The sequence below is a fragment of the Methylobacterium sp. J-048 genome, from assembly GCF_022829515.1.
Taxonomy (GTDB): Bacteria; Pseudomonadota; Alphaproteobacteria; order Rhizobiales; family Beijerinckiaceae; genus Methylobacterium.
In genome coordinates, this window is record NZ_JAKSYL010000227.1 from 24,305 (window position 1) to 35,929 (window position 11,625).

An 11,625-nucleotide genomic window follows, 5' to 3' on the forward strand; every position below is an offset into this window, starting at 1 on the left:
CCTTTGAACGCCCCCGTCACCTCCCTGCCGCGTCAGCCCGAGGATGCCGCCCTCGACCCGGAGGCCATGCGCCAGCCGCTCGGCAACGCGTGGTACTGCGTCGGCCAGTCCCGCAGCCTCGGCCGCACTGGGCTTCGCGCCGTGGAGCTGAACGGTGAGCAGATCGTGCTGGGCCGCGCTCCCGACGGCACCCCGTTCGCGCTCCGCGACCGTTGCCCGCATCGCGGCATGGCGCTGTCCAAGGGCCGCTTCGACGGCGATACGCTGATGTGCCCGTTCCACGGCTGGCGCTTCGGCACGGATGGGCGCTGCCGCGACGTGCCGACGCTGTCCGAGCATGACGCCGCGGATTTCTCCCGCATCCAGGTCCAGCGCTTTCCCGTTCAGGAGAGCGCCGGCTTTTTGTGGGTGAACCCGCATCTCGGGCCCGCGGCCGGCGCGGTGCCGGCGGTGCCGGAGCTGGATTTCGAGCCGGCCGGGTCTCTCGTTGTCGAACTCGTGGTCGAGGCCTCCTACGATCTCACCACCTTGAGCCTGGTCGATCCCGGCCACGTCGCCTTCGTGCATGACAGCTGGTGGTTCCGGCCCTCGAAGCAGCTGCGCGAGAAGGTGAAGACGTTTCAGCCGGTGCCGCACGGCTTCGTCATGACCAGCCACGCCACCACGACGAGTTCGCCGGTCTACCGCCTGCTGGGCGGCGTGCCCGAGGTCGAGATCGAGTTCCGCCTGCCCGGCGTGCGCCTGGAGCGCATCCGCGCCGGCGAGAAGCGCGTGGCCAACTACACCTTCGCGACGCCGCTGACGCCGGACCGCACCCTGCTCACCAACGCCCTCTACTGGAGCATGCCGGCGCTGAACCTGCTCAAGCCCATCGCCCGCCCGCTAATGCGCCAGTTCCTGACCCAGGACCAGCAGGTGCTCCAGCACGCCCAGGACGGCCTGGACCGCAAGCCGACCATGGTGCTGTTCGGGCAGGGCGATCTGCCCTCGCAATGGTATTTCCGGCTCAAGCGCGAGGCCCTGGAATCGGCCCGGGCCGGTCGCGCGTTCGTGAACCCGCTGGAACAGCGCGAACTGCGCTGGCGCTCCTAATTTGTAGGACAGTTATAAGCAACTATTCGAGGCGGTTAACGCATCATTAACCACAATTTGCGCACTCCTATTGGAGAATTACCTCCCTTGAGACGCTGTGCGCCAATGCCCCGCTTCTTCATCGATCTCCATGACGGTTCCCAGCCGGTCCACGACGAGGTCGGTTTCGACCTGCCGGACCTGCCGGCCGCGCGCGCCAAGGTCACCCGGATCATGTCGGCGATCGCCCGCGACATGCTGCCCGATGTCGAGCGCCAGGATTACGTCGCCTGCGTGCGCGACACGGTCGGCAAGGTGGTGTTTCGCGCGCGCCTGTCCCTCGCCACGGAAGCCGTGGAGTGAGGCGAGGACCGACATGAGGCTCCCCGTCGCGGTCGGGGGAGCTTGACCACGGCGCCGTGCCGGCCATCTCCCCTCCATGAAACGGCGCAGCCTGCTCACGGTCGCGAGTGCGGCCACGGTCATGACGCTCGGCGGCGTCGGCTATGCCGCCCACCGGCGGGGCAAGAACCCGTATTATCGCGGGCCGAAATCCGACCATTTCGACGGACTGCGGTTCTTCCTGCCGGACCAGGCCACCGACAAATCGCTGCCGGACGTGCTGCGCTGGCAGGCCAAGCGGCAGCGCGAGCCCTGGCCTAAGAGCTACCCGAGCCCGTTCCCGGCAGACCGGCCGCCCGAGCGCAGCGGCTCGCTGCGCGTCGTGCTGATAGGCCATGCGAGCTATCTGGTGCAGGTCGCCGGCCGCAACATCCTGATCGATCCGGTCTTCGCCAAGCGCGCCAGCCCGGTCCGGTTCGCCGGACCCAAGCGGGTCAACCCGCCGGGGATCGCGCTCGGTGACCTGCCGCCGATCGATGCGGTGCTGATCACCCACAACCACTACGATCATCTCGACGGGCCGAGCCTCGCCCGGATCTGGCAGGCCCACCAGCCGCTGATCGTGGCGCCGCTCGGCAACGACACGATCCTGCGCAACTACGACGACACGATGCATGTCGAGACCCGCGACTGGGGCGAGTCGGTCGATCTCGGCGACGGGCTGGCCGTCCACTTGGTGCCGGCCAACCACTGGTCTGCCCGCGGCGTGAAGGACCGGCGCATGGCTTTGTGGTGCGCCTTCGTGATCACCTCGGTCCAGGGTGTCCACTACCATGTCGGCGATACTGGCTTCGGCGACGGCGGCCTGTTCCGCGACATCCGCGCCCGGTTCGGGGCCCCCCGGCTCGCGACGCTGCCGATCGGCGCCTACGAGCCGCGCTGGTTCATGCAGGCGCAGCACGTGAACCCGGCCGAGGCCGTGGAGGCGCTCGTACTGCTCGGAGCCGAGCAGGCGCTCGGCCACCATTGGGGCACCTTCCAGCTCACCGACGAGGGCATCGAACGTCCCCCGGAAGCGCTGGCGGCGGCGCTGGAGGCGCACGGCATCGCGTCCGAGCGGTTCCTGGCGCTGAGGCCCGGCCAGGTCTGGGAGGTCTGAAGCTCCGGATACCGGGAGCCGCAGCGTTGGGCACGATGCATGCAAGATACCGTATGCAGCCCGCAAGCGACACTTCTCGACGGAAGGGGCGCTGACGGGCCGCGCGTCCCCTTCTGCCGAGAGACACGATGGACCTGATCAAGCCGACACGCCGCGCGCTCATGGCCGGGGGCGCCGCTCTGGCGGCGTTGGGCTCGGCGGGACGAGCCGGCGCGCAGGGCGCGGGTGCCGGCAGCCTGACCTACGGCATCTCCATGACCGACCTGCCGCTCACCACCGGCCAGCCGGACCGCGGCGCCGGCGGCTACCAGTTCACCGGCCTGACCCTGTACGACCCCCTGGTCGCCTGGGACCTCGGCATCGCCGACCGGCCGGGCACGATCGTTCCCGGGCTCGCCACGTCCTGGGAGGTCGAGAAGGCGGATCCCAAGGTCTGGATCTTCCACCTGCGCGAGGGCGTGGCGTTCCATGACGGCTCGGCCTTCGATGCCGACGCGGTGATCTGGAACTTCGACAAGGTCCTCAACAAGGAGGCGCCGCATTTCGACCAGCGGCAGGCCGCCCAGGTCCGGCCACGGCTGCCGGGCGTCGCGAGCTACCGGAAGCTCGACGCCAAGACCGTCCAGGTGACGACCAAGAATCCCGACAGCCTGTTCCCGTACCAGATGCTGTGGTTCCTGATCTCCTCGCCCGCACAGTACGAGGCGGTCGGGCGCGACTGGGCGAAGTTCGCGTTCCAGCCCTCGGGCACCGGTCCGTTCAAGCTGGGCCAGCTGGTCCCCCGGGTCCGCCTCGAATTGCTGCCGAATGCCGGCTACTGGAACTCGAAGCGGGTGCCGAAGCTCGCCAAGCTGACGCTGACCTGCGTGCCCGAGGACCTCGCCCGGGTGAACGCGCTGCTCTCCGGCAACGTCGATTTGATCGAGGCGCCGGCTCCCGACGCGGTGCCGCGCCTCAAGGCGTCCGGCATGCGCGTGGTCGGCAACGACACCCCGCATGTCTGGAACTACCACCTGTCGATGCTGGAGGGCTCGCCCTGGCGCGACCTGCGCCTGCGCAAGGCCGCCAACCTCGCCATCGACCGCGAGGGCGTCGTCCAGCTGCTCGGCGGCTTGGCGCAACCCGCGGTCGGCCAGATGCAGACGTCGAGCCCGTGGTTCGGCAAGCCGAGCTTCCAGATCAAGACCGACGTCGATCAGGCGCGCAAGCTCGTGCAGGAGGCCGGGTTCTCGGTGCAGAACCCGGTGAAGGCGACGATCATGATCCCTACCGGCGGGACCGGGCAGATGCTGTCCCTGCCGATCAACGAGTTCGTCCAGCAGAGCTGGGCGGAGGTCGGCATCCAGGTCGAGTTCAAGACCGTCGAGCTGGAGGTGGCCTACACGGCCTGGCGCCAGGGCGCGGCGGATCCGAGCCTGAAGGGCGTGACCGCCGGCAACATCGCCTACGTCACCTCGGACCCGTTCTACGCGATCCTGCGCTTCTACGATTCGAAACAGATCGCCCCGAGCGGTGTGAACTGGAGCCACTACCGCAATCCCGAGGTGGATGCCCTCTGCGACAAGGTGAAGGCGAGCCTGGACCCGGAAGAGCAGAACAGGCTGCTGGCCCGCATCCATGAAATCGTCGTGGACGACGCGGTGCAAGTCTGGGTGGTGCACGACACCAATCCCCACGCATTGTCGCCGCGGGTGAAGGACTATGTCCAGGCGCAGCACTGGTTTCAGGACCTGTCGACCCTGGCTTGAGCCCGGCCGGATCCCTGCGATGCGGTGGGGATAGCCTCGGGCGAATCGGGAACGATCCTCTCGAGACTGTGTTGGACCCCCAACGCACGAAGGAGTGTCCCATGAAGACCCTGCTCGCCGGCGCCATCCTGGCCGCCTCCCTCGCGACCGTCGTTCCCGCTTCGGCTCAGCGCATCGATATCGGACCCGACGGTCCCAGCGTCGATCTGCGCTCCCGCGGCCAGCGGGAACGCGACTTCCGCCGCGAGGAATACCGCCGGGATCGCGACCGCGCCGACGATGACGACCGGATGTATCGCCGTCAGCGTTTCGAGGACGACCGCCCGGCGGTCCGCCGCGGCTACGGCTACTGATTCGGTCCGGCAACCGCGTCACATGACTGGATGATCGTGAGAGGGGTCGGCATGTGCCGACCCCTTTTTCCACGTCTTCATCTCCCGAGAGCCACGCTGCCCGGCCAACTTCGCACTTGCGGCAACACCGGGGCGCGACTAGGAAGATCACGCATCATGTTTCGGGAGAATTTGGCAATGACCCTTCGTTTCATCAGTGGCTTCGCCGCAGTTGCGTTCGCCTTCTCCGGCCTCACGGTCCCCGCCGCCCTGGCCAAGCCGGTGAGCGGCGCCAGTGCCGTCAAGATGATCGACACCGACAACGACGGCACCGTCGACCTCAAGGAAGTCGAGGCCGTGGCCTCTGCGACCTTCGATCGCCTGGAGAAGGATTCCGACGGCACCCTCGACGCCAAGGAGCTCAAGGGCCGCCTGAGCAAGGCCGGGCTGAAGCAGGCCGATCCGGACAATGACGGCACCATCGACAAGAAGGAATACCTCGCCGCGGTCGACACGCGCTTCAAGGCCGCCGACCCGGATAGCGACGGCACCCTCGACGCCAAGGAGCTGAACTCCAAGGCCGGCAAGGCGCTGCTCGCCCTGATCAAGTAACGCTGCCCGGGCGCTCTTCGAGCGCACCGACAAACGACCTCGCCCCTGCGGATCTATCCGCGGGGGCGTTCCCGTTTTCAGGCGCGAATGCCTGGCCGGCGCACGCGAAACGCCTTCGGATGCTCTTGCATCTGTTGGTTGTGGCGCCGGCGTCTTGAATGCTGCATTCGGGATCTCGCGCTTGTCGGACAGCGTTATAAACCCGCGATGCCCGGAAGATGTGCAGGTAAACGGTTGACGGATCGCAACCTGTAGGTGCAGTTTGGGGTCAGTTGGGGGCCGGCACCATGCACAACGATACGCCCGAAGACGCCACAAGCCTGGAACTGCTCGCGGAGATGCGGGCCATGATCGACGCGGCGCGCCAAGTCATTGAGGTGTCGCAAGCGACGCACGCACGACCGGCCGCTGCACCCGCGCCGGAGCCGCTCTCCGCCGAGGCTTTGAGCGATTCGTCGGATCTGCTCGGTGACATCAGCGACAACCTGCTCGTCGCCTATCATCTCGCGAAGCACGACGGCGATCCGTTGACCGTGGCGCTGATCGAGAAGGTCCTGTTCCATGTCGGGCGCCGACTGGCGCGCGGCATGTCGCCCGCAGATGCCGGCATTCCCTGTCATTAGAGCATCATCCCGAAGAGCCGGGTCCGGCTTTCGGAAAACGCCGATGCTAGACCAAAGACCTGGCGCCTCACCCTGGCTCCGAGATCCGGGACGGGGCGCTAGAGTGCCGGCGTTAGGCGGCGGCGGACCAGGACAATCGTGGCGGCGACCGCCCAGGCGGCGCAGGTCGGCGCCATCCATTGCTGGAGGTTGGGCAGCGACCAGCCGTACAGGAATTCGGCGCCGAGATGCGCCTGAACGGCGTCCCAGCCGGCATGCTTGATGTCGTGCTCGCGCTGCCCGGCCTCCCGGCCGAAATAATAGGTCGAGACCACCAAAGCCGCGGTCGCTTCGGGGCGCGGCGCGCGCAGCAGGATCATCGCCGCCGCGACCCCGGTCGTCTCAAGCAGTGCCGTGAGGGCGTGGCTCGTCGCCGGGTTGGCGATCATGAAGCCGAGGAGCATGTCGAGCATCGGGTCGAGCTTACACGATCCGCCGCGGCGCGTCGGCCGCGCGCGCATCCGAACGGCTGCCACCGGGTTGTTTCCGGGCAGACCGGAGCGGGACCATGGCCGAACCGTACCATCTCAAGCGTTTCGTCGCCGCGCAGGAGGGCGTCCACGAGCGGGCGCTCGCCGAGCTGCGCGCCGGGGAGAAGCGCAGCCACTGGATGTGGTTCATCTTCCCGCAGATCGCCGGCCTGGGCTCCAGCGCGATGGCGCAGCGTTACGCCATCGTCTCCCTCGACGAGGCTCGGGCCTATCTCGCCCACCCGGTGCTCGGCCCGCGCTTGCGCACCTGCACTGCGGCGGTGAACGGCGTCACCGGCCGCTCGGCGCACGCGATCTTCGGCTCACCCGACGACGTGAAGTTCCGTTCCAGCATGACCCTGTTCGCGCGCGCCGCACCGGAGGAGCCGGGCTTCGCTGCGGCGCTGGCGCGCTACTTCGGCGGTGAGCCCGATCCGCTGACCCTGGCCAAGCTCGGCCACGATTAAACGGTCACCGTCCCCATAGCCCGACGCGCTCGGCCCGGGCTTGCTCCTCGGCGCCGAGGAGGTCGGGTGGCGCATCCTCCGCAGCGCGCGCGCCGCCTGCCGTGAGGATCAGGGCGGCGAGGTCGTCGCCCTCGATCCGGCAGCGGCCCGTGGCCCCCTCGGAGACGCTGCAGACCACCTCGCGGCGGCGCAGATAGTTCGCGAGCTGGCGGGCGAGGTGGCCGCGCTCGCCCACGACGCCGAGGAGGCGCACGGTCCGCCCGCGCAACGACAAAGTCCCGGTGTCGAGCACCTCGGGCACGCCCCGGATCTCGGCGGACGCGACCGGCGCCGGCGGCTGCACCGGCGCGGCGGCCGGTGCCGGCTCGGCCCGTTCGGCCGACGGGCGCGGCCGGCCCTTGGCGAGTTGCGCGGAGGCGCGTTGGACGAAATCGTGGAAGATGCCGGCCGGCATTTCGCCGCCGAACATCCGGTTCATCGGGCTGTCGTCGTCGTTGCCGATCCAGACCCCGACCACGAGGTCCGGGGTCATGCCGACGAACCAGGCATCGCGGAAATCCTGGCTGGTGCCGGTCTTGCCGCCGATGATCTGGCCTGGCACCCGGGCCGCCCGGCCGGTCCCGGATTCGACCACCGCCTGGAGCGAATCGAGCATCATCTGCCGTGGCTCCTGCGCCAGGGTGGCGGTCGGCGCCGGTTCGGGCCGGACGTAGAGCGGCTGCGGGGCCGCGCCGCGGATCGCATGGATGCCGAAGCTCGCGAGCGGCGCGCGGCCGGACAGCACGGAGCCGTAGGCGCGGGTCATCTCCAGCAGGCTGACGGTGCCGGAACCGAGGACGAGGCTCGGCACGTTCGGCAACTCGGACTGGATCCCGAGCTTGCGCGCGGTGGCGATCACCGCCGGGATGCCGACATCCTGCCCGAGCTGGGCCGCCACCGTGTTGATCGAGAGCGCGAAGGCGGTCCGCAGCGGCACGGATCCGCGATAGCGGCCATCGTCGTTCTCGGGCTCCCAATCGCCGATCCGCACCGGGCGATCGTCCACCACGCTCTCGGGGGTGAGCCCCTGCTCGTAGGCCGTCAGGTAGACCAGCAGCTTGAACAGCGAGCCCGGCTGGCGCTTGGCCTGGACCGCCCGGTTGAACTGGCTGTCCTCGTAGTCCCGCCCGCCCACCATCGCGAGGATCGCGCCGGCCTTGGACAGCACCACCATGGCGGCCTGGCCGACCTTGCGCTTGGCGCCGTCCTTGTCGAGGCGGCGGGCGACGACACCCTCGGCGAGGCTCTGCAGGTCGAGGTTGAGGGTCGAGCGCACCGTCATGTCGCCGTCGGTGCCGGCCAGCCGCTTCACGTCGCCGGCGATCATGTCGAGGAAGTAGTTGGTTCCCGGCGGCGCCTCGGGCGGCGACTTCAGGGTCACGCTCTGCTTGCGCGCCGCGTCGGCGTCCTTCTGCGTGATCGCTCCGGTCTCGACCATGGCCTGGAGCACCACGTCGGCCCGCTCCTTGGCGCCGCCGAGGTTGCGGGTCGGGGCGAGCTGCGAGGGCGCCCGCACCAGCCCGGCCAGCATGGCCGCCTCGGGCAGGGTCAGGGCCTTGGCGGGCTTGCCGAAATAGCGCCGGGCCGCCGCGTCCGCCCCGTAGGCGCCGGCGCCGAAATAGGCGGCGTCGAGATAGCCGAGCAGGATCTCGTCCTTGCTCATCGTGGTCTCGACCCGGAGCGCCAGGAACGCCTCCTGCACCTTGCGCCAAAGCGTCTTCTCCTGGTTGAGCGAGGTCAGGCGGACATATTGCTGCGTGATCGTCGAGCCGCCCTCGCGCACCCCGCCGCCCGCGGCGTTGCGCCAGGCGGCGCGGGCGAGGCCGCGCAGGTCGATGCCCCAGTGGCTGTAGAAGCGCCGATCCTCGATCGCCACGATCGCCTGGGCGAGGTGCTTGGGCAGGTCGGCGGCGGTGAGCTTCTGGCCGCGGAAGCTGCCCCGCGTGGCGAAGACCCGGCCGTCATCGGCCTCGACGGTGATCGCCCGCTGGCCGGTATCGACGATCGCCCCGCCGAGCGGCGGCAGGGTCAGCAAGGCGGCGAGCAGGTAGATCGCTACGGCCAGGGCGGGCAGCAGGATCGCGAGGCCCGCCGCGAGCAGCGCGGGCCGGCGCCGGGGGCGGCCGAAGCGCCCGGGGGCGGCAGTGAAGCGCTCGGCCGGTTCCGCCGGTGCGGAGGGTTCGACCGCGACCGGTCGCACGCGGTCACGCTTGCGCGCCAGGACGCCAGCGGTTCGCGCGAAACCCTCCTGTCCGAAGCGTAGGAAGCCGCGCCCGCCGGCGACGATCAGGATCCACAGATGGCGGAACAGATCGCGGGCGGCGCGTCCGGCCTCGCGGGCCGCCTTGCGCGGGTCCGGCGTGTCGGATCCGGGATGCTGTGCGGGACCCGGATCGGTCGGGGCGCGCTCGGGCGCGTCAGGCGTCATCGCGATGCGTGTTCCGGGACCGGACGTTCCGGTCGAGGGAGCGTTCTAGGCCGCATTCGGCGGCAAGTCCCGCAGTCAAAGGGATGACGCCCGAGTCCGGCAACGATCAAGGCTCGACCGTGTGACGCGGGCCACGCGGCCCGGTCCCGAAACCGGACCGGGCCGCCGCGCCGGTTTAGCGCCCGGCCACCTGTCCGGCGGCCCCGTGCCGGCTGCGCAGCTGGAAGGCGAGGATCAGCAGGAGCACGCCGAACGCGAAGCTGTAGGCGCCGATCCACCAGGTCAGCACCAGGGCCGACATGCCCGGCTCCAGGATCAGCGCGATGCCGAACAGGATCGAGACGAGACCGCCGAGCCCGAGCCACCAGCGCCCGTAATGCAGGTGCAGCCGGAAGGCGGCGGCGATCATCAGGCCGCCGGTCACGAGCGCCCAGGCGGCGAGCAGCAGCACGAACGCCCAGACCGCGGCGCCCGGCACGAGCACGGCGGCCACGGCGACGATGATGTCGACGATGCCTTCGAGGAGCAGGAAGCCCCAGCGCTCGTGCCGCTGCGCGGCCCGGACCGCGCCGACGATGGCGAAGAGGCCGTCGACCAGCGTGTAGGCGGCGAACAGGAGCACCAGCGAGAGCACGAAGGCGTCGGGGGCCGCGAAGGCCACGATGCCGAACAGGATTGCGATGACGCCGCGCAACGCGACGAGCCACCAGTTCCGGGCGAGCGACGCGCTCATCGCGTCGAGGCGGGCGGCACCGGTGAGCGGGATACCGGAGGGCGACGTCGCGGTGGAACCGAAGCCTGAGCCCTGCGGTGTCGGTGATGGGGTGCTGGTCATGGCGGAACTCCGAAACGCGCCGGGCGCGCGTGCCCGGCCTGTCCGCCCGCAGAACGTTGCACTGCGACAAGCGTTCCTGAACGCAGCCCTGCACCCATTGGAACCTTGCCGCGGCCCCCGGCTTTTGCTGACCGAGGCGGGCATGAGTACGGCCCGGCCGCCGCGCGGCGGCCGGCCCATCCGATGGTGATGAGACGCCATGTTTGACGATCACCGGCAGGCCGCCGAGCCTGCGTCACGCCCTCTGCCGGTCGAGGGCCAAGCCGGGGGCCAAGCCGAGCCGCCCGATCGCGACATCTTGGATCTCGGCCGCAGCGGCTCCCACCCGGAGGGCGAGACTGCGCGCAAGCCCGCCCAGGAGGGTGAGAGCGAGAGCGCCCCGGACGACGATCCCGAGCAGGAAAGCGAGCCGGAGGACGAGGAGCAGCGTCCGAATATCCTGCGCCGCCACCCGGTCGCGTTCCTCCTGGGCGGGCTCGCGGTGGTCGCCCTCTGCATCGGCGTGTTCTTCTACTGGCTCCTGTACATGCACCCCTACGAGAGCACCGACGATGCGTTCGTCGATGCGCGCAGCATTTCCGTCCAGCCGAAGGTCGGCGGATATCTGGTCGAGGTGCCGGTCACCGACAACCAGCATGTCGAGGCCGGGCAGATGCTGTTCCAGATCGACCAGCGCGACTACCGGATCGCCCTCGAACAGGCCAAGGCACAGGTCGTGGCCGACGAGGCGGCGATCAAGAACATCGATGCGCAGATCCAGGCCCAGTACGCCAATATCGACGTGTCGAAGGCTCAGGTCGCCACCGCGGAGGCGGCGCTGAAGTTCGCCCAGGAGGATGCAGCCCGCTACAAGGACCTCGCCGAGCGTGGTTCGGGCTCGGTCCAGCAATCCCAGTCGGCGACCTCGACGCTGCAGCAGCGCCAAGCCGCGTTGCAGAGCGCCAGTGCCAGCGTCGTCGCGGCGCAGAAGCAGATCGGCTCGCTCGAGGCCCAGAAGGCATCGACCCAGGCGCAGATGGCCCGCGACAAGGCGCAGGTCGAGCAGGCCGAATTGAACCTCGGCTACACGACGATCCAGGCCGTGCAACCCGGGCGCGTCGTGCGGCTGACCGGCGGCATCGGGGCGCTGGCGCAGGCCGGGCAGAGCCTGTCGATGTTCGTGCCGGACGACATCTGGGTGACGGCGAACTACAAGGAGACCCAGATCACCGACATGCGTCCCGGCCAGCCAGCGGACCTCGTGATCGATTCCTATCCGGGCCGGACGATCCACGGCACCGTGGCCTCGGTCCAGCCGGGTTCGGGGACCGCTTTCAGCCTGCTTCCGGCCCAGAACGCCACCGGCAACTACGTGAAGGTCACGCAGCGCATTCCGGTGAAGATCGTCGTCAAGGACTGGCCGACGGATGTCGCGATCGGCCCCGGCATGTCGGTCGTTCCCACCATCACGGTGCGGTGAC

The 11,625-nt window shown here is 69.4% G+C and carries 12 protein-coding genes; 9 read left to right on the top strand and 3 right to left on the bottom strand.

Going from position 1 to position 11,625, the window contains the following annotated elements:
* Positions 1-66 precede the first annotated feature (66 nt).
* The 7 genes from MKL09_RS22330 (at position 67) to MKL09_RS22360 (ending at position 5,887) form a co-directional block, all read left to right on the top strand.
* Complete coding sequence (locus tag MKL09_RS22330; RefSeq protein ID WP_244024011.1) at positions 67-1,092, top strand: aromatic ring-hydroxylating oxygenase subunit alpha; 1,026 nt, start codon at positions 67-69, stop codon at positions 1,090-1,092.
* A gap of 105 nt (positions 1,093-1,197) precedes the next feature.
* A complete protein-coding gene (locus MKL09_RS22335; protein WP_244023810.1) occupies positions 1,198-1,434 on the top strand; it encodes a DUF6894 family protein in 237 nt (78 codons plus the stop codon).
* 76 nt (positions 1,435-1,510) lie between these two features.
* The gene (locus MKL09_RS22340; protein WP_244023812.1) at positions 1,511-2,572 is read left to right on the top strand and encodes an MBL fold metallo-hydrolase; all 1,062 of its coding nucleotides are present in this window, start codon (positions 1,511-1,513) and stop codon (positions 2,570-2,572) included.
* A 128-nt stretch (positions 2,573-2,700) separates the two neighbouring features.
* Complete coding sequence (locus MKL09_RS22345) at positions 2,701-4,320, top strand: ABC transporter substrate-binding protein (protein ID WP_244023814.1); 1,620 nt, start codon at positions 2,701-2,703, stop codon at positions 4,318-4,320.
* 101 nt (positions 4,321-4,421) lie between these two features.
* A complete protein-coding gene (locus MKL09_RS22350; RefSeq protein WP_058194091.1) occupies positions 4,422-4,673 on the top strand; it encodes a hypothetical protein in 252 nt (83 codons plus the stop codon).
* Positions 4,674-4,850: 177 nt separating this feature from the next.
* Entirely contained in the window at positions 4,851-5,264 is a 414-nt protein-coding gene (locus MKL09_RS22355) for an EF-hand domain-containing protein (RefSeq protein ID WP_244023816.1), read from the top strand.
* A gap of 287 nt (positions 5,265-5,551) precedes the next feature.
* Positions 5,552-5,887 carry a hypothetical protein gene (locus MKL09_RS22360; RefSeq protein WP_244023818.1) on the top strand — a complete coding sequence of 112 codons (336 nt, stop codon included), beginning with the start codon at positions 5,552-5,554 and terminating at the stop codon, positions 5,885-5,887.
* Positions 5,888-5,985: 98 nt separating this feature from the next.
* Here the strand turns inward: MKL09_RS22360 and MKL09_RS22365 are convergent, their stop codons facing one another.
* Positions 5,986-6,402, bottom strand: coding sequence for a hypothetical protein (locus MKL09_RS22365; RefSeq protein WP_244023820.1), 417 nt, complete (start codon positions 6,400-6,402; stop codon positions 5,986-5,988).
* A gap of 32 nt (positions 6,403-6,434) precedes the next feature.
* On the opposite strand from MKL09_RS22365, the gene MKL09_RS22370 reads away from it, so the two are divergent.
* Entirely contained in the window at positions 6,435-6,863 is a 429-nt protein-coding gene (locus tag MKL09_RS22370; RefSeq protein ID WP_244023822.1) for a DUF1810 domain-containing protein, read from the top strand.
* 4 nt (positions 6,864-6,867) lie between these two features.
* Here MKL09_RS22370 and MKL09_RS22375 read toward each other — a convergent pair whose 3' ends face one another.
* A complete protein-coding gene (locus MKL09_RS22375) occupies positions 6,868-9,330 on the bottom strand; it encodes a PBP1A family penicillin-binding protein (RefSeq protein WP_244023824.1) in 2,463 nt (820 codons plus the stop codon).
* A gap of 175 nt (positions 9,331-9,505) precedes the next feature.
* Positions 9,506-10,165: an HdeD family acid-resistance protein gene (locus MKL09_RS22380; protein ID WP_244023826.1), complete on the bottom strand. Its 660-nt coding sequence runs from the start codon at positions 10,163-10,165 to the stop codon at positions 9,506-9,508.
* Between the two features lie 199 nt (positions 10,166-10,364).
* On the opposite strand from MKL09_RS22380, the gene MKL09_RS22385 reads away from it, so the two are divergent.
* Positions 10,365-11,624: an HlyD family secretion protein gene (locus tag MKL09_RS22385; protein WP_244023828.1), complete on the top strand. Its 1,260-nt coding sequence runs from the start codon at positions 10,365-10,367 to the stop codon at positions 11,622-11,624.
* The last annotated feature ends 1 nt before the right edge of the window (position 11,625 follow it).

Excerpts from the sequence above, each read along its gene's own strand:
- MKL09_RS22350 (WP_058194091.1), top strand. The coding sequence starts at position 4,422 with ATGAAGACCCTGCTCGCCGGCGCCATCCTGGCCGCCTCCCTCGCGACC.
- MKL09_RS22360 (WP_244023818.1), top strand. The coding sequence starts at position 5,552 with ATGCACAACGATACGCCCGAAGACGCCACAAGCCTGGAACTGCTCGCG.
- MKL09_RS22345 (WP_244023814.1), top strand. The coding sequence starts at position 2,701 with ATGGACCTGATCAAGCCGACACGCCGCGCGCTCATGGCCGGGGGCGCC.
- MKL09_RS22370 (WP_244023822.1), top strand. The coding sequence starts at position 6,435 with ATGGCCGAACCGTACCATCTCAAGCGTTTCGTCGCCGCGCAGGAGGGC.
- MKL09_RS22340 (WP_244023812.1), top strand. The coding sequence starts at position 1,511 with ATGAAACGGCGCAGCCTGCTCACGGTCGCGAGTGCGGCCACGGTCATG.
- MKL09_RS22330 (WP_244024011.1), top strand. The coding sequence starts at position 67 with ATGCGCCAGCCGCTCGGCAACGCGTGGTACTGCGTCGGCCAGTCCCGC.
- MKL09_RS22380 (WP_244023826.1), bottom strand. The coding sequence starts at position 10,165 with ATGACCAGCACCCCATCACCGACACCGCAGGGCTCAGGCTTCGGTTCC.
- MKL09_RS22335 (WP_244023810.1), top strand. The coding sequence starts at position 1,198 with ATGCCCCGCTTCTTCATCGATCTCCATGACGGTTCCCAGCCGGTCCAC.
- MKL09_RS22385 (WP_244023828.1), top strand. The coding sequence starts at position 10,365 with ATGTTTGACGATCACCGGCAGGCCGCCGAGCCTGCGTCACGCCCTCTG.
- MKL09_RS22355 (WP_244023816.1), top strand. The coding sequence starts at position 4,851 with ATGACCCTTCGTTTCATCAGTGGCTTCGCCGCAGTTGCGTTCGCCTTC.
- MKL09_RS22375 (WP_244023824.1), bottom strand. The coding sequence starts at position 9,330 with ATGACGCCTGACGCGCCCGAGCGCGCCCCGACCGATCCGGGTCCCGCA.